The organism is Lactobacillus sp. B4015 (assembly GCF_026536055.1).
Classification (GTDB): Bacteria; Bacillota; Bacilli; order Lactobacillales; family Lactobacillaceae; genus Lactobacillus; species Lactobacillus panisapium.
This window is the reverse complement of record NZ_JAFNOY010000006.1, coordinates 104,388-122,993: the sequence shown is the minus strand read 5'-3', so window position 1 is coordinate 122,993 and position 18,606 is coordinate 104,388. Positions and strand designations below refer to the sequence as shown.

17 protein-coding genes are annotated in these 18,606 nt (G+C 34.5%); 2 read left to right on the top strand and 15 right to left on the bottom strand.

The genetic code is table 11. The features are described from left to right. Positions 1 to 11: 11 nt before the first annotated feature. The 15 genes from J3U71_RS07560 to J3U71_RS07490 form a co-directional block, all read right to left on the bottom strand. Complete coding sequence (locus J3U71_RS07560; RefSeq protein ID WP_267393557.1) at positions 12 to 599, bottom strand: hypothetical protein; 588 nt, start codon at positions 597 to 599, stop codon at positions 12 to 14. Positions 600 to 602: 3 nt separating this feature from the next. After that, positions 603 to 1,430: a hypothetical protein gene (locus J3U71_RS07555; RefSeq protein WP_267393555.1), complete on the bottom strand. Its 828-nt coding sequence runs from the start codon at positions 1,428 to 1,430 to the stop codon at positions 603 to 605. A 62-nt stretch (positions 1,431 to 1,492) separates the two neighbouring features. Next, positions 1,493 to 2,029 (bottom strand): hypothetical protein, encoded by a 537-nt coding sequence (locus J3U71_RS07550; RefSeq protein ID WP_267393553.1) that lies wholly within the window; start codon positions 2,027 to 2,029, stop codon positions 1,493 to 1,495. Positions 2,030 to 2,079: 50 nt separating this feature from the next. Then, positions 2,080 to 2,943 (bottom strand): hypothetical protein, encoded by an 864-nt coding sequence (locus tag J3U71_RS07545; RefSeq protein ID WP_267393551.1) that lies wholly within the window; start codon positions 2,941 to 2,943, stop codon positions 2,080 to 2,082. A gap of 340 nt (positions 2,944 to 3,283) precedes the next feature. Then, the gene (locus tag J3U71_RS07540; protein WP_267393549.1) at positions 3,284 to 4,186 is read right to left on the bottom strand and encodes a helix-turn-helix domain-containing protein; all 903 of its coding nucleotides are present in this window, start codon (positions 4,184 to 4,186) and stop codon (positions 3,284 to 3,286) included. A gap of 221 nt (positions 4,187 to 4,407) precedes the next feature. After that, the gene (locus J3U71_RS07535) at positions 4,408 to 6,603 is read right to left on the bottom strand and encodes a beta-glucoside-specific PTS transporter subunit IIABC (protein WP_267393547.1); all 2,196 of its coding nucleotides are present in this window, start codon (positions 6,601 to 6,603) and stop codon (positions 4,408 to 4,410) included. A gap of 9 nt (positions 6,604 to 6,612) precedes the next feature. Then, positions 6,613 to 7,452 carry a PRD domain-containing protein gene (locus J3U71_RS07530; protein WP_267393545.1) on the bottom strand — a complete coding sequence of 280 codons (840 nt, stop codon included), beginning with the start codon at positions 7,450 to 7,452 and terminating at the stop codon, positions 6,613 to 6,615. Positions 7,453 to 7,644: 192 nt separating this feature from the next. Next, positions 7,645 to 8,928, bottom strand: coding sequence for a DUF4038 domain-containing protein (locus J3U71_RS07525; protein WP_267393543.1), 1,284 nt, complete (start codon positions 8,926 to 8,928; stop codon positions 7,645 to 7,647). Positions 8,929 to 9,079: 151 nt separating this feature from the next. Next, positions 9,080 to 10,078 (bottom strand): substrate-binding domain-containing protein, encoded by a 999-nt coding sequence (locus tag J3U71_RS07520; RefSeq protein WP_220268679.1) that lies wholly within the window; start codon positions 10,076 to 10,078, stop codon positions 9,080 to 9,082. Positions 10,079 to 10,113: 35 nt separating this feature from the next. Next, complete coding sequence (locus tag J3U71_RS07515) at positions 10,114 to 11,085, bottom strand: ABC transporter permease (protein ID WP_220268680.1); 972 nt, start codon at positions 11,083 to 11,085, stop codon at positions 10,114 to 10,116. Position 11,086: 1 nt separating this feature from the next. Continuing rightward, entirely contained in the window at positions 11,087 to 12,565 is a 1,479-nt protein-coding gene (locus tag J3U71_RS07510; RefSeq protein ID WP_220268681.1) for a sugar ABC transporter ATP-binding protein, read from the bottom strand. Between the two features lie 13 nt (positions 12,566 to 12,578). Next, positions 12,579 to 12,974 (bottom strand): D-ribose pyranase, encoded by a 396-nt coding sequence (gene rbsD, locus J3U71_RS07505; protein ID WP_220268682.1) that lies wholly within the window; start codon positions 12,972 to 12,974, stop codon positions 12,579 to 12,581. Between the two features lies 1 nt (position 12,975). Next, the gene (gene rbsK / locus J3U71_RS07500) at positions 12,976 to 13,902 is read right to left on the bottom strand and encodes a ribokinase (protein WP_267393540.1); all 927 of its coding nucleotides are present in this window, start codon (positions 13,900 to 13,902) and stop codon (positions 12,976 to 12,978) included. 209 nt (positions 13,903 to 14,111) lie between these two features. Next, positions 14,112 to 15,560: an L-fucose/L-arabinose isomerase family protein gene (locus J3U71_RS07495; protein ID WP_267393538.1), complete on the bottom strand. Its 1,449-nt coding sequence runs from the start codon at positions 15,558 to 15,560 to the stop codon at positions 14,112 to 14,114. Positions 15,561 to 15,679: 119 nt separating this feature from the next. Further along, positions 15,680 to 16,696 (bottom strand): LacI family DNA-binding transcriptional regulator, encoded by a 1,017-nt coding sequence (locus tag J3U71_RS07490; protein WP_267393536.1) that lies wholly within the window; start codon positions 16,694 to 16,696, stop codon positions 15,680 to 15,682. A 130-nt stretch (positions 16,697 to 16,826) separates the two neighbouring features. Here J3U71_RS07490 and J3U71_RS07485 point away from each other — a divergent pair, with 130 nt between their 5' ends. Continuing rightward, a complete protein-coding gene (locus J3U71_RS07485; RefSeq protein WP_267393534.1) occupies positions 16,827 to 17,660 on the top strand; it encodes a transketolase in 834 nt (277 codons plus the stop codon). Further along, positions 17,653 to 18,597: a transketolase family protein gene (locus J3U71_RS07480; RefSeq protein WP_220268687.1), complete on the top strand. Its 945-nt coding sequence runs from the start codon at positions 17,653 to 17,655 to the stop codon at positions 18,595 to 18,597. The genes J3U71_RS07485 and J3U71_RS07480 overlap by 8 nt, the downstream gene beginning before the upstream one ends. Positions 18,598 to 18,606: the final 9 nt, after the last annotated feature.

The window sequence follows — 18,606 nt, the reverse complement described above, 5'->3', positions numbered from 1 at the left end:
TTGATCCTTCCTTAAAAGCCGCCTTGTATATGGTGTATAATGCGATAAACCTCATCATACATAGGACTATAATTTATTAAAAGTTTCTTCTCAATATAGTAGTGATATACCAAATCTAGGATAATCACTAAAATCAAGAATAAATATGGATAGCGTGAATTATAAGCTCCCACCAATAGCCAGAACAAAAATAATAGGACAGCTATATGCAAAACTATCAGTGCTGTACCCAATAACGGATTGCCATACTTAAATAATGGATGATCTGAAAAGAAATACGGTACAAACAAGGCTACTAAAAATAGTGTGCAATATATTGTACCTAATCCCAGCAGCTTTAATATCATTAAATTTGTCTTTTGTCTGACGCCGACGAGTAATCTAATCCGGTGAAAGGTTAACACATGGTTATAAAATAAAATTAAAATTACTGGTTGTAGATATAACGAAACAAAACTTAAATTAAGGTATTCGTTTGGAAGTTCCATCGTCTTAGCGGGATTTCTTAATAAAAGATTTATCGCGCCAGCTAAGCCAATTAACATGATTACAAGGCCAATTAGCATTAATCGACTATTTACTCGTTTTAATTGTTTCATCGGTTAGCCTAACTTTCTTTTTCTTTTATACCAAGTAGTAACTAACGTAATTGTCACTAATAAATACAAAATCACAGTAACGAAGAAAATTAAGTAGCTATTTAAGATAGGTATCCGGCTACCCAAGGCAAACTGGCCAGGAGCCAGTATTGTAAAAGGAAAGGAAATATTGGCAATTGTATACCAAACAGGGTTTTGGAGATTACCCAATAATGCAAACAAGATCAAAGCAATTGCTATAATAGGCCCCATTATATAAAAAAGTGCATTCTTTTTTACAAAAAGCCCAACGCTAAAAATTAGTACTGCGAAAATACCCCAGCCGATAGCAGCAAAAATAATATAGAAAATGACATCAATTAGTTCATTAGAAGAAAAATATCCAGGTCGCGCATCCCGATAAATCTGTGCAGGCTGCATTTGAAAGACTAATGGATAATAGAACCAATTAATTAATCCTAAACGGTAAATATTAGTAAAGACTGAAATTAATGTTGCGACTAAAAAACTATTGGTAAGCCCCTTTTTCAAAAAAGCAGAATAATCAATTCGTTGCTGCACATCAGCGAACATACCATTATTTTTCAAATAAATGTAAAGGCCTGCTCCTAGAGTTGGCAACAATGCCATCATAACTATTTCGACAATAACATTTTCATCCCAACCATTGGGTTGCAGCGAAAAGAAAAGCTGTACTGAAGCATCAGATACTTTACCATTTTTAGGAAGGACGCCTAAATTATCATTGATACCTGCGAATACTTGCCAAGTAATTAAAAGCAAATAAAGCAAGATACTTATAATAATTATTCTTTTTGTTTTCTTTAGCATTATCAATCACCTTTACATTTTGTGTATTTAATTCCTATATTTTTTAACATTTTGATCCTTCCTTAAAAGCCACCGTATATATGGTGTATAGCACGATAAAGCTCATCATACATTGGACTATAATTTATTAAAAGTTTCTTCTCAATATAGTAATGATATACCAAATCTAGGATAATCACTAGAGCCAAGAATAAATATGGGTAGCGTGAATTATAAGCCCCCACCAATAGCCAAAACAAAAATAATAGGACAGCTATATGGAGTACTATCAGTGCTATACCCAATAACGGATTGCCATACTTAAATAATGGATGATCTGAAAAGAAATACGGTACAAACAAGGCTACTAAAAATAGTATGCAATAAACGGTAGCCAAACTTAACAAGCGAATAATCATAAGATTAGTCTTTTGCCGCACACCAACAAGTAAATTAATTCGGTGAAAAGTGAGCACTTGACTATAGAACAGCGCCAAAATAGCTGGTTGCAAATATAAAGAAATTAAGTGTGCGTTAAGAAAAGCATTAGGCAACTCCATAGTATTGGGATCATTTCTTAGTAACAGTTCAAAACTTCCTGCTAGTCCGAGTAGAATCATTATGAGCCCAATTAATATGATACGACGGTGTATTCGTTTATATTGCAAAGTCAACCCTGCTTTCTTTTATACCATATTTTGATTAAGCTCGCAGCAATTACTAAATAGATAATGGCCGCAATGAAAAAAGCTACAAGAGAATTTATTGGTGGTAGTTGCCCAGCAAAAGTATATTGTCCCGGCGCAGTTAAGGTATAAAAAAACCAGGAAAATGCGAAGGTGCGCCAGATTAGGCTATTCATATTTCCTAAAACGGCTAATAGTACCAAAGCTAGTCCCAAAACTGGTCCAAGAATCAGATAAAGCGCATTCTTACGAACAAAAAGTCCCACACTAAAAACTAGCACTGCAAAGACTCCCCAACCAATAGCCGCTAAAATAATGTATAAAATTAAATCAAATAATTCATTAGGCGAAAAATACCCTGGTCTATATCCCTGAGCTAATTTTCTAGGGATAGTTTTAAAGACGAAAGGATAGTAAAACCAATTAATTAATCCTATTTGATACAGATTAGTTATTAGAGAAACGCTCATAGCGCCGAAAAAAGTGGTAACAACACCTTTTTTCAAAAAGGATTTATAACCAATTCTTTGTTGAACAGCACTAAACATATTATTGTTTTTTAAGTAAATGAAAAGACCCGAGCCTAAAACTGGAGCTAATGCCATCATAATAACAGCTGCAATAATATTTTCATCAGCTCCTTTAGGCTGTAATGAAAAAAAGAGGTTTATAGAAACATCAGATACTCTGCTACCTGATGGAAGAATTCCTTGGTAGTCTTCAATACCAGCAAAAGCTCCCCAAGTAATCAGTGATAAATAAAATATCATAATAACAGCAGAAAAGATTTTGGTTCGTTTTAACATTATTATACCTTTTACTATATATGGTTTTAATTTAGTATTCATTAAAGCAATATATTCCAATAAAATTAAAAAAGGGGGGGATAACCCCCTTTCTAGATTCAGTTATCTCTAAGATAATATTACGTAATTACTTTGTATCAGCACTAAAGTGGAGTTTAGGTGCAGCTTCACCATTAAATGGAGCATAATTATCATTTGTTTTTTAAAATCGGACTTAGTATCTATGCTCCAAGTGCAACCGCCATATACTTTCACATTGTCAATGTTAGTAGTTGCTTCTGTATCATTATCTATTCCTGTAGCAGCGGTTACTACCCCAAAAATATTTTTAATCCATGCCACTTGATAATCTTAGTTTACAACAGGAAAAATTGATTTTTTCCTACTTTTCCCAAATTTGAGAATCAAATTCTATATTTTTATAGAGTTTTGTTAATATCATTATATTGTTTTCTAAATGATATTTGAGGTCTTTCATTTCCAGATAATCTAACACATTGTAAAGGGCTTTTAATTCTGCTGTCTCATCTTCCTCAATAAATTTGATTGCAGAATCTAAAAAACTAATTTCAATTTTTTCTAGTGAGTCATAATCAGAAAAAATCAGTGATTTTACCTCAAATAAGATTTTTTTGGCATAGATAATATTTTTTCTTATTAATGCATTTGTCGTTTCAAGCAGTGCTTGTAATACTATATGGCGAAAACTGCTCTGTTCAAGATTTTCTTGTTTTGCATAGTCAAGTAAATCATAAGCAAACATATAAGCTTCTTTTCCCTTTAAAAGCATTACGATATTTTTAAAGAAGAAAATATTTTTATAGTTCCAATAATCATTTTCAGCAATGATATTAGAAAAATACAATCTGAGTCTTACTTGTACACGCTTTGGACAAATGCTTTTATTTGTGTGTTTTTTATAGAGGTCACATGCAACTGCCGCCTCAAAGAAAGCTTTTTCATTTAACGGATCTAATTTACAAGATTTCAAAGCATCAAGCGCATATTTCTCCAAAAGGGAAGTTTGACCACGAACAAAAGCACTCTGAATCGCTTTAATATTTACTCCTAAATAAGAAGCCTTACTATTTTCTATAAATTCAACCGGATATATGTTATTTTGATCAAGTAGTTTTAGAACATTTCCCCAAGATAGATTATCGTAGCCTAATTCCCAGCGGGCTAGGCTTGATTTTGAAATTACTCCAGTAGAAGCTTTAACCAAGCTTAAGCGTTTAAGCTTTCTGATGCGTCTGAACTTCTTTCCATAAGTTTCATCTCTCATCAATATACCTCACTGTTAGTTCATATTTAACGAATTGCTTTATAAGATATATATTAGCGTATATACAAACGCATTGCCACCATTTATAATAATTCTGTAATTTTTCAATAATTTTATACTAAATAAAAAAGGACTATTTCTTAAAGAATAGTCCTTGACCAAAATTTAGAAAACTACTCGAACTTGGTTATTCAGAGCAATAAATATAATTATTAGTACTTTTAGTTAGCATTAGTCAGTTCAGGCATCAATTGATCTACCGTAGCCAATAATAGTGGCTCGCCTAATTTAACAAAGTCTTTTTCTTTCTTTTCAGAAACAATATCATCAAAATCTTTTTCATTAGTAACAATAACCGAGGCGACAGTATCATAACCTGCTTCTTGAATTTCCCTAATATTAAACGTTTCAAGCAGGTCTCCCTTTCTGACTCTTTGACCTTCTTTGACCCTCAATTTAAAATATTTTCCTTTAAGATTTACTGTATCCAAGCCAAGATGAATTAGTAGTTCGACACCATTTTCAGATTTTAATCCAATTGCATGTTTTGTAGGGAAAACTGAAATGACGTTACCATTAAACGGAGCACGTACTTCATTATTTGTTGGCTTTATGGCAATCCCTTTGCCAATCGTACCCTTTGAAAAAACAGGATCATTAACATTTTTAAGCTCAATTACAGTTCCTTGTAGAGGAGAAGCAATTGCCTGATCCTTCACGCTAATGTCTGAAACATGATTTTTATTGTTTTTAGCATCAACTTTATCACCCCATAAAAAAGTAATGATAAATGCTATTACAAAAGCAACTGCTAAAGACAAGCAAAACCCAATAAAGCTGAAATTTATTCCTGCTTTTGGATCAATGAACATTGGTATACCAAAAATTCCTCCTGATGCAAATCCACCAAACATCTTTGCACTTGAAAATGCAGCTACGGCTCCGCCAAAGGCAGACCCAATTGAACCAAAGATAAAGGACTTTTTATGTGGAAGAGTTACACCATAAATAATTGGTTCGGTAATACCTAAAAAGCCCGAAATAACTGCTGACCATCCTACTTCTTTAAATTTCAAATCTTTTGCTTTGAGTACCATTGCTAGAGCTGCTCCTGTTTGACCAAAAACTGTGCAGTATAGCATGGCATTGATAGGATCAAATCCTTTAGTTGCGATATTGTTTAAAAAGATTGGAATAAATGCCCAGTGTAGTCCAAGAAGTACTACAGCCTGCCAGATACCCGCTAAGACAAACCCAGCTAAGATATTCGCACGTGCATAAACCCAAAGAACAATATTTGCTAAGCCTTGACTAAGCCAAGAAGTAGCAGGACCGACCACTATATAAGTTAGCGGAACTGCAACAGCAACAGTGATAAGCGGCGTAAAAATAAGTTTTAAGGATGCGGGTAATTTTTTATTTAACAACTTATACAGTATAGATGCCAACCAAACCGCCACAATAGCTGGAATCAATGTTTGCGTATAACTCATTAATACTACAGGAATACCAAGAAAATTAATGCTTTGCTTAGCCTGATACGCTTGTACTAAAGTTGGATAGCAAAGAGCTGCACCAATAATTGCACCAACATATTCATTAATTTTAAATGCCCTAGCTGTAGAAAAACCTACCATGATGGGTAAAAAATAGAATAAAGCATCTCCTGCAGCATTTAAAATCATGTATGTTCCGCTTTTAGCACTGAGAACATTTACCACAGTTAATAAAACCAAAAAGCCTTTTAAAACGCCCGCTGCTGCCAGTGCTCCCAAAAATGGCGTAAATATTTTAGTCAGTAACTTGATAAAGCGATTAATTAGATTCTTATCCTTAGGTTCGTTTTCACCGTCTTGACTAGGTTTACTCAAATTTAATAATTGCATTGCTTCTTTATAAATATCCGAAACATTATTACCAATAATTATTTGATACTGTCCTCCAGCATGAGCAATGCCCATAACCCCGTTTAAATTCTTAATAGCATCATCGTTAGCTTTCTGTTCATCTTTTAACTTGAAACGCAAGCGGGTAACACAGTGAATTAAACTAACAACATTATCTTTATCTCCTACTAGCTTTATAATTTGTTCAGCTAGTTTTCGATCTTTTTCTGTCGACTTGGACATTTGAATTTCCCCTTTCCTAGTATTTATACAAGTTTTGTTATCATTGAGTACCTTCATTAAGAAAGAATAATATTGCTCAACATCACTACCTAATAAAACTTGCAACTGTCCATCACAAAATTTGAACTCATAAACTTCATTAATCTTACCTAGTTTTGTATAATCTACTTTTTGTTCATCTTTCAAATAAAACCTAATTCTTGCAACACAATGAAAAGCTTCATCGATGTTGTCTTTTCCTCCAATTGCAATCAGAAGCTCGTTAATCGCTTTAGCATAATCATTCATAATTTTCACCTATTGCACAGCATTGACTCGATGAATATGAATCGTTAAAAACAGAATTTCGTCATCAGAAACACCATAATTAAACTTTTTCATCACAATTCCCGCAATTCTCTGTGCAATAAGGTATTCTGCATGATAATCACGAATAATTAGGTCATAAAGTGTTTTATCAGGAGGAAATTCCTGGTGTTGTCTTTTTTTTATTCTTTGTACAAAAAACTTTAAATGTGTTACTAATCGGTAATAGGAAACGGAATTTAAATTAAACTCTTTCTTAAGCATTGCACTAATTACTTTCAGAAATTGGTTAATTAAAGTTATCGTCTCTTCTGTATTTTCTAAAATGTCTCCTTCTTCTGCTGTTATTAGGTGCATTGCAATATTGGTAGCTTCATCATCAGGAAATGTTAAACCTGTTTCTTGCGCTAAATAACTTAAAGTATGTTTACCCAATTGAAACTCATCCGGATAAGTTTGCATTGTTTCAACCGTCAATTTATTTTGAATTAGCATTCCCTTTTTTAGCCGTTCAACTGCAAACTGCAGATGATCTGGCAGAGAAACATAGATATCATCGCTTAATTTTTTTCCTGAACTAATAACTGCCTCAGAAATAATTCGATCAGATAGCTCAATATATTTGGGATCAACTTGTGCTAGTGTCTCACTTATTGAATTTGCTGCATCCTCATTTTTGGGATAAAAAGATTTTTCAATTTTGTTTTCAAGAATAGCTTGGCCAGCCTTTTGATGAAAAGCGATTCCACTCCCAAGAGCAACTAACGTCTGATTTTGTTCATCCGTTGCAACAACTGCGTTATTATTTAACACTCTCTTGATAACAATCATGAAAATTACTCCCCTAACAAAAAAGCAAGACCAATAAACTTAATTTAAAGTAAGTTTATTTAGGTCTTGCCAACTAAATGTAACAATCCGATTTCTTATTTCAAGCTTAGTATAGCATAACAGAAAGCGATTACAACAATTTATAAAAAATAAATATTAGTTTAGCTCTTATTTAAGCAAAATAACCACGCTTTATTTTTTTACAACTACCACTTCATCCTCAACCACGGGCAATAGCTGCAAAACGTTATTCAATACTTTTCCCGTTAAAAAATACCGTTTTTGCAAATCAATAACCTGACAGGTACTTACTGTAAGACCAAAACTTGTAAAGTCTAACTTTGTAGGACTAGGTAAATATATTAATAAATATTGATCATTCTGAGCAGCTCTAATAGTTGGATTATTCTTAACTGGTACTGCAATTGGCGATAGTCCCGACTCTGCCAATTGCATGACAATTGTCTTTAAAAAGCCCATATCTTTTGCGCCACTAAATTTTAGACAATCTCGCCAATCATATGGTGTTAATTGAACGTTAAAATTACTTTCTAATTTTTGCTCTGGCTTTGCAGTATCATTCCAAGGCCAAATACCGAAGGCACCATAACCTATTCCGGCATCTGCACCCGATAAGATTGCTCTCCATGCAGCACACCTAACATCACGGGCACAATATCTTTCTGGCTCAGGGGCTTTCATTTTCGTTAAGCCCTCATAGCATAGTTCAGCATCAATTATCGGTCCCTCATATCTTTCTTTATTTCGTAAGATTAATGGAATTTCATATGCGGAAGTCTGACCATAATAACCGTGCCCTGACTGATAGCAATAAAAGTCTATTTGATCAACAAATTCCTTTGGTAAATCATGGCTTTCGCCATTAATATGAAATGTAAATAATCCTGCTGGATCAGCCTTTTTAGCTGCGTTTAATACTTCACGATAATATTTCACAGCTGCATTCGGCTTTTGCTTGCCGTTGTCAGTAAAACCAACATCCCCACTTATACACCAAATCGGGTTAAATCTCTTAAATCTATTTACTACATAAGTTACATAGGATTCTATTAAATCAAATGGTATAGTATTATTTTTAATATACTTACTCATCCATGTATCCGGTACATAATTACCCCATAAAAGGACTAAGACTGGAATCATCCCACGATAACTCATTTCTTCTAGCATCTTTTCTGCGTTTGCAAAATATGACTCATTAACTTTACGAAAATCATATTGATACATTCCATTAGCGGAGTTTCTTACAGCAAAGGGCTCACGTATGGGTTGACTCGAATCCCATTGTCGAAGGACATTTATTTGAATTACATTAACGCCCTCTGCTTGACGTGCATCTAGATAATATCGCCAGTCTGATAGTTGAATACTAGTGAATGCGCTCCAGCAAGTATCCGCCAAATAAAAAAATCTTTTATTATCTTTGAATAAGTATTTACCTTTAATTTTCAGCATCTTAGTTCCCCCATCAATAAAAAAAGCAAGACACATAACAAAGTTATTTACTTTATTATGGTCTTGCCAACTAAATGTCACAATCCAATAATTAAGAAAAGTTACACCTAATTTAATAAATATTAGTTTTTTAAGTTAACAATATTTGGTTTTACTTGTTATAAACCTGCTTTTTGAAACTAGTGACATTCTTTTTCGTCACAATCTTAACAGCTACTTTGTCATTTTTAGGAACCTTTTTGCCTTGGTAAAAGTCGTAAACCATTTGAACTGATTCCTGTCCGATTTTATTCCACTGTTGGCCAACAGTTGCTGTTACTTGCCCTTTTTGAATTAAGTTTAAACATGCAAGTGCACCATCAAAACCTATAATTGTAATTTTTTTATTAGCAGATTTTACGGCACGAGCGGCACCAACTGCTTCTTCATCGTTTTGCGCAAAAATTCCTTTAATATCACCATGGGCCTGTAAAATGTTTTCAGTAACCGTTAAAGCTTTGGCTCTATCAAATTGAGCAGTTTGTTTAGTAACTATATTTAATTTTTGATCACCAATACTATCAAATCCTTTACCCCGCTCACGTGTAGCAGATGCTCCTGGAATTCCTTGAATTTCAGCAATTTTTGCCTTTTTACCTAATTGTTCTATCAACCAGTTGGCAGCCATTTTCCCACCAGCTACGTTATCAGAAGCTACAGTTGAAACTACTTTCCCAGAATCAGCACTGCGGTCAACGCAAACAACTGGAATATTAGCTTCGTTTGCTTTCTTGACTACCGCTGAAATTGCAGACGAATCACATGGATTTATAATTAGTGCATCAACTTTTTGCGTGATGAGATCTTCAACATCATTGTTTTGTTTTGAAGTGTCATTATTTGCGTCATCTACGATAACTTTTGACCCCTGCTTTTTAGCACTGTCACTTATAACATTTTTCAGGTTAACAAAAGCAGGATTAGTTAACGTTGAAACAGATACTCCTATTTTTAAATCCTTTGGTGCCTTTTTTTCTACCTTAGATGAGGAATCTGATCCATTGCTTAATCCAGTAGAACCACAACCACCTAAAATACTGCCGGCCATTACTGCGATAGAAGCAATCGCTACCACTTTCATTAAACGCTTAGAAGTCTTTTTAAAATTCATTTTATTTCTCCTTAAATTCTAAACTTTCAAACAATTTATTCACGGTTCTTCTGAGTTTGCGAATCTATCATAACCGCAATTAAAATTACAACTCCTTTGACAATTTGTTGATAAAAACTATTAATTCCTAATAAGTTCATCCCGTTACTTAGAGAGGCAATCAGCAATGCACCAACCAAAGTACCTGCCATTCGGCCTTTACCACCCATTAAGCTGGCTCCACCAATAACTGTAGAAGCAATCGCATCCATTTCGTATGACATACCAGCATCAGGCTGTGCTGAGCCAAGCCTAGAAGTTAAGATAAAACCAGCAAGAGCAGCAAATAATCCAGAAAGGGTATAAATAATAATTAGCATTTTTTTAGTCTTTACACCGGCAATAAAGGCAGCTTTTTCATTTCCACCTAACGCAAAGGTTTTTCGACCAAAAGCTGTTTTATGAAGCAAAATAAAGCAGATGATGAATGCAATTAAAGTGATAATAACAGGAAATGGAATTCCGAAAAGATATCCCTGACCAATAAACTGAAAAAAGAAACTCGTATTCATTTTTCCACCTGTAATTGGGTTACCGCCTGTAAACACATAAGTTGCTCCCCGCCATATGGTCATTGTTGCTAATGTGGCAATAAAAGGTGTAACTTTTCCCCATGTAATGAACACGCCATTTAACGCACCTAGTAATGCACCGATTCCAAGCCCGATTAGACCTGCTAGCCAGGCTGGAGTACCTCCAACGACCAAGCTAGCCATAATTGCTCCTGTAAAAGCCAATATTGATCCCACCGACAAATCAATACCAGAAGTTAGAATGACAAAAGTCATCCCAAATGCAATTAAAGCATTGACTGATGCTTGACGCAGAAGGTTTAAGAGATTGTTAGGTGCGATAAATTGCGGATTTAATGCTGTAATAATAATTACTAATATAATTAAGGCCACTAAAGCCATATACTTAGTAAAATCAAACTTTTTTCTAGCCTTTATTGTTTTGGATTTTTCCATTCTACTTTCCTCCCGTTGCCAGTTTCATTACCTGCTCTTGCGTTGCATTCTTAGCATCTACTATTCCCATTTGTTTTCCTTCATAGAGAACTTCAATCCGATCACTCATACTCAAAACCTCGGGCAAATCACTTGAGACCATAATTATTGCCACTCCTCGATCAGTCAATTGGTTCATTAGTTCATAGATTTCCTTCTTAGCACCAACATCAACTCCACGAGTAGGTTCATCAAGAATCAGAATTTTTGATCCACTTCCTACCCATTTAGCCATTACAACTTTTTGCTGATTTCCTCCCGACAAGCTACCAGCAGGAACTTGGGCATTTTCCGCCTTTACAGTAAGGCGTTTAATAAGTAAATTAACGAACTTATCTTCTGCCTTTTTATCAATAATTCCGTATTTACGGAAACCATCAATACTTGGTAGAGCTACATTGTCTTCAATAGATTGTTCGGTAACCAAGCCTTCATTTTTTCTATCTTCTGTCAAAAAGCCTATCCCATGCTTAATAGAATCATATGGACTAGTAAGTTTTGTTTCTTTTCCGGCTAAATAAATTTTTCCTGAATCTAATTTATCAATTCCAAATAAGGCTCTCATTGTCTCTGTTCTCCCAGCTCCCATCAAACCGGAAAAACCAAGGATTTCTCCCTCATGAACTTCAAAACTAATATTTTGAAACTTTTTACCTGATAAATGTTCTGCTTTAAGAGCTACTGCACCTAATTTAGGATTTCTCTTCGGATAATAATCACCGATATTACGGCCGACCATATCATGAACTATTTGATCATCTTTAACGTCTCTTGTGGAATAAGTATTAACAGAAATCCCATCACGCATAACCGTAACACGATCACAAATTTCCCATAATTCTTCCATTCTGTGCGAAATATAAATAAAGCCAACATTCTTAGACTTTAATTCACGAATTGTTTTGAACAAAATATCTGTTTCATTTTCGGTTAGAGCAGCTGTAGGCTCGTCCATAATTATTATTTTTGCATTAGTCATTAAGGATTTAGCAATTTCAACCATTTGCTGTTGTCCAACAGTTAAGTTGCCAATTTTACTATCAACATTGATGTCTGAACCCAATTGGCTTAAATATTTTTTTGCTTCCGCTCGCATTATTTTTTGATTCATTAAGCCAAACTTAGTTTTTATTTCCTTATTTAAAAACATATTGTCAACAACGCTCATTTCAGGAATATTATTCATTTCTTGGTGAATAAAACTAATTCCATGGTGTTCAGCATCTAAAGCACTGGTGTAAGTTGTCACTTTGCCATCGATTTTAATTGAGCCGTTGTCCTTTTTCAGTAAGCCAGTTAATATATTCATTAATGTCGACTTGCCAGCGCCATTTTCACCCATTAGTGCATGAACTTCGCCAGAATTAACGGTAAAATTCACACCCTGTAGAACTTTATTTCCCCCAAAAGCTTTTTCAATGCCTTTCATTTCAATTTTCATATAAGGGTCTCCTTTAAAAAATCACGCCACTTTCAAGAATTACATTAGAATATGGCGTTTCTTCACCTGTTCTAATAAAGGCCTTAGCTCTAGTTAAGTTTTTCTTTAACTGACTATGAGGTATAAACTCTATCTCAACATTGGGTAAAATCTTTATTATATTTTTCAATTGTTCAGGATTTTGACTTTTTATTTCTTCTGCAACATAAATTTTTTGTACAGATAATTCTTTTAATATTTCTTCTAACACAACAGAAAAGGAGGGTAAACCAGCCTTAACCGCTAAATCAATTTTTTCTGTTTCTGGTGGGACGGGAGTTCCGGCATCACCAATTCCTAGCCAATCCATATGACCCATATTCGCTACTACACGGGAGATATCAGAATTTAAAATACCTGTTTTCTTCATTTTAAAGTTCCTTTCCGTAAGCTTTTTCTACCATTTCTCTAGTTGGAATAGATGGTTGTGCTCCCATAACTTCAATAGTTATTGATGATGCCTTTTGTCCATAATCAATTGCTTCAAAAATATTGGAAAAATCTGGCTTTAATATTGATGCCATTGCTCCAACAAAAGTATCACCAGCTCCCGTGGTATCAACAACATTTACTTTGTGGGCAGGAACTAGTTGACTTATCGACCCAATTGAACAATGAACTCCGCGTGACCCCAAAGTTATCAGGGTTACTTTTACACCTTTTTCTTTGAAATACATATCGGTTTCATGCATCGCATTTTGATTATCAACTTTTATTCCCGTAATGATTGCACTTTCTGTCTCATTTGGAGTAATAATATCGGTTACACTTAACAATTCATCACTAATTTTCAAAGCAGGAGCTGGATTTAAAATCGTAGTAACACCGTGCTTTTTTGCGATTTTGAATGCATCGAGAGTTGCTTCAACTGGTGATTCAAATTGCGCAATAATGTAATCAGACTTTGCAATCGTTTTTTCAGCTTTGATAATTTGCTCATGGCTTATTGAGTTATTTGCACCTGCATAAACTAAGATACTGTTTTGTCCTTTTTCATCTAGCAGTATTGTTGCTGCACCAGTTTTTTCATTATTTTTTATTTCTACATTAGTTAAATCTATCTTTTCTTTTTTTAGTAGGTTTAGCATATATTTACCTGCACTATCATTACCGACAGCACCAATAAAATGAACATTTGCTCCACTACGTCGTGCCGCAACAGCCTGATTGGCCCCTTTTCCTCCGCCAGCATATGTTTTCTCTTTAATTTGGAGTGTCTCACCAGGCAATGGAATTCGAACAAGATGATAGCTAGTATCTAGATTGATGCTACCTAAAACTGAAATATTAATACTCATTTTCTCCCCCCTCGTTCATAACAAGTATTAAACATTGCACAAGTTAAGTAATAAGTTTACTTAGCTATGTTCAACTTGTATTATCCCAGTTAATGCAATCGCTTTCAATAATAGCTTAAAATATTTTTTTAGTTTAGCCTTAGTTAAGTACAAAAAGAGCAAGAAGTCTGATTTCTTCTTGCCCTTTTTAAATATTTGAATATTTATTTTTATTTCTTATTTAAGATGGTTTCATGATTACCATACCAATAGGCTTTTACCTTATCTGCAATTGGATCAAAATAATCTGGTTTTACATTGATGTATTTACATGCTTCAGTAAGAATTGGTACAACGTCTGCTCGTACCCCTGCCATATGATGAATATATGGACCATAAACATATTTAGCTTCAAATCTATTCAAGTCTGCAAATTGGAACCAAGCATATGTGCCTTGTTCATATGGCCCCTCACAAGTTTCCGCATTACCCATTAATAATGAATATTTACCATGATCTCCATCAAATCTAACAAGTGTATATGTTCCGTCCTTAACTTCAAAAGCAGCTGACCCAGGATAATTAAAGACAAAATGAGATGGAGGCAGTACGGGACGATTCTTAGCAGTCTGAAAAGCAAATGTACCCAGATGCTGAAGTAACTCACCATTTTCATTATCTGGGTGACGGCAATTAACATCCGCAAATAATGCTTTTTCCTCACCTAAAGAAGCTGCTTCGGCAAGTACTTCTGAAATTGCGCCATTAATATCAGTTTCGCAAGTTACCGGCATTCCTTCTGTTTGTAATAATGCTTCCGATGCATATGGTAAAATACCAATTTCGCGCTGTAATTCAGTCCAGCACTGAATAGTGCCACTATTACAACCATATTCAATCATCTTATCTTGCATTGCCAGTTTCAAAGCCGCAATTTTAGTAAAGTCTTCTTCACTAACTTTGACTTCCGCCCACTTTAAATAAGTTTTTTTGGTCTCTGAAATTCGGGGATCATTCTTATCAATTAGATTATTCATCCGAGTTGTCAGTTCACCTAATGGGATGGGAGACAATTGGATCCCAAACTTTTCTAATAATTCACCTTCATTAACAATCACTGACCAGAAATCAAACGGTCGCGGGCCAATTTGAAGGATACGCGTATTCCTGAATGTTTTCACAACATTACATACTTTAATAAAATCAATTATGCCACGACTAAAAGCTGGGTCCTCAATATTACTATTTTTCAAATAGGTAAATGGCACATTAAAATGTCGTAATACTTTGCCAATTGCAAATAAACCGCATTGGGTATCGCGTTTTCTTGAACCGTCTGGAGCAGGCGCTTCATCCTTAGGGCCCCATAATAAAACAGGAACGTTAAGTTTAGCAGCTAGTCTTGCTACCTCATATTCAGTTCCAAAGTTTTCATTAGCTATGAAAAGACCATCAATTTCTGCTTTTTGAAATTTCTTAGTAATTTTTTTAAGACCATCATCATCATAAAGTAAACCATCATCGTTAATATCTTTGATATCAACATAGTTCACACCCAAGTCAGTCAATTTTTGTCTTGTTTTATCTGCGAATTCAATTGCAGCGGTTGCCGAAAAAATATTTCTTCTTGTTGGCGCAAAACCTATTTTTATTTTTTTTAAATCCTTTTTCTCAACCATTAACATAATCTCCTAGTTCAACTCATAATTTTTGCATTCGCTTACAAACAGAATATAGACTAAACTAGAAGACTAATCAATCAATTTTTATATTAATTAGGCTAAACTAAATTAATAAATTAGAGAGATTCCCTTTTTACTAACTTTGTTGAAATAAAGCATTTTTGCGGCAACCATTTTTTATCAGCAACCTTATTTTGTATCTGATTAATTGCCTGAGTAACAATCTGTACAATCGGAACATGCATTGTTGTCAGTTCGGGTGTTACCATAGTATCTTCAAAAATATCGTCAAATCCCATAATCGCAACTTCTTCAGGAATTTTAACTTTTTGCCTATTCAATTCTTTCAACAATCGTAATGCCATATAATCATTCTCGCAAAAAAACACTTCAGGATAAACCTTGTTCAAATGAATAAATTGAGGCAGAGTACCTCTTAATTCAGTAGGATTTAAGCCAAAAACAAATTCAGGAGGTAACTCAATCCCTTGCTCATCCAATGCTTGCTTAAACCCATCTCTTCTTTGTTTAAAATTAGAAACTATATGATTAGAAGCTACATAGCCGATCTTACGATAACCCTTGCTAATGATATATTTTCCAGCCTGATATGCTCCTTGAAAATTATCAATTGAAACAAAGTCAGCATTAACATCTTGAAAATAATTATCAATGAAAATAACATTTTTAAGTTTTTGATTAATTAATTTAACCTGTTCTTTATTTAAATCTGTTGCCAAAACAATTGAGGCTTTTGATTGAAGTAAAGAATTTTCTCTTTTTAAATCATCTTGCAGATGATTTATATCAAGCCGATATATCTGCAACTGGCCACCAAAGCCACCTATATTTTGTGTAAGGTTAGATACCAAAGTATCAAAAAAGGGGAGACTAGCATAATTACGGCTCATCATACCGTCTTTGTCATGAATAATTATTAGACTGATACTAGCTAATTTACGGACACCCCCCTTTTTATGACTGCGTAAGGGTTCATAGCCCTGTTCTTTAATAACTTTAAAAATCTTTTTTCTAGTTTCTTCACTAACTCCTGGTTTCCCATTTAATGCAAAGGAAACTGCAGCTTTAGAAACACCTGCCATCCTGGCAATATCGCTCATCTTTAGTTTCATAAATTCCTCTTCGACTTAAAAAATGACTTAATTAAGCTAAACTAAATAAATAGTATAACTTAATTGTTTATAAACATGATACCCTCATATTGTAAGCAATTTTTAGTGATTTTTACAAATGAGGTTTCCTATGAATATACTAGAACTTAGAAAAAAAGCAATCGAGTTAAGAAAAAGAACTTGGCAGTTAATCCACTCTCATAAAAACGGTCACACTGGTTCTGATTTATCATGTGCTGATATTTTAGTCACACTTTACTATCAGGTAATGAATCAAACCGTTGATAATTTTGGTAAAAAAAATACCGATGTTTATATCCAAAGCAAAGGACATGCTATTGAGATCTGGTATGAAATCTTAGCAGATAAGGGCTACATTGATCGAGCAGATTTGGAAAATAGGTACTCTACTTTTAATAGTCCGTATATTGGCCATCCAACTACTGATGTAAAAGGAATAGAATTCCATACAGGCTCACTTGGACATGGCCTTGGTTTAGGAGTTGGTGTTTCACTTGCCGCAAAAATCGACCATGATAAAAAGCATGTATATGTATTAATGGGAGACGGTGAACAAGCTGAAGGCTCTATATGGGAAGCTGCAATGGCAGCAAGTAATTATCATTTGGATAACCTTACCGCAATTATTGATCATAATAATTTACAAATTACCGGTAAAACTGACACGGTAATGCGTTCAAATCCTTTAGGAGCCAAATATGGTTCCTTTGGTTGGGATGTACAAGAAGTTAACGGTAATGACGTATCCGCCTTAGTTGATATATTAAATAAACCAAATACTACCAAGCAACCAAGAATAATTATCGCTAATACCATTAAAGGAAAAGGGATTAGTTTTGCAGAGAATCAGGCAGTTTGGCACCATAAAATACCAAATGAAAAGGAATATCAAGAAGGTCTACATGAATTAGATCAACAAATGGAGGTACTCAACAATGACTGAAATAGAACAAAAATTAACTGCTAATGAAGTTATCGCTACCACTTTAGTAGCCGCAAGTAAGAAAGATCCTAACTTATTAGTAATAACTTGTGATTCACGTGGATCTGCAGGACTAAATTCTTTTACTGCTACATACCCAAACCAAACAGTTGAAATGGGTATTGCTGAACAAAATGCTGTAACTGTTGCCGCAGGATTAGCTCATGAGGGCAAGCATCCTTTTGTTTTTTCCCCAGCCGCGTTTTTGGCAATGCGAGCAATTGAGCAAGTCAAAGTTGATGTAGCTCTTAACCAGACTAATGTTAAGTTAATTGGCATCTCTGGTGGTAATTCATATTCTTGGCTTGGTAGCACTCATCATTCCCTTAATGATGTAGCAATTACGCGAGCAATTCCAAATCTTGAGGTTTATCAGCCCTGTGATAAATACCAAACTAGAGCCCTGTTTAACTATTTGCTCAGGTCTTCCAAGCCTGCATATGTTCGAATTGGAAAGCGAAAGCTGGATGATGTTTACGACCAAGACTTTGCTTTTATTCCCGGTAAATCAAAAATAATTTGGCAAGGCAGCGATATTTGTTTAATTTCGACTGGAGAAACATTAAGTTTTGCCTTAAAAGCCGCTAAAAAACTAGCTAGCTATAACATCAGTGCAGCTGTTGTCGATCTTGGCTCAATTAAGCCGTTAGATACGCAGACAGTGGATAAATTGGTCAAAAAATTTGATCATATTATTACTATTGAAGAGCATAGCATTATTAATGGAATTGGCGCGGCTGTGGCCGTAGAAGCCGCTAAATATGGCCATGCTAAGTTAAAGCTTCTTGGTTTTCCTGACCAGCCGATTATTCAAGGTACACAAGATGAAGTTTTTCAGTATTACGGCATTGACACAGCTGGGATTATCAAAAGTGTACGTCAAATTCTTGGTAAATAGCATTGGAGA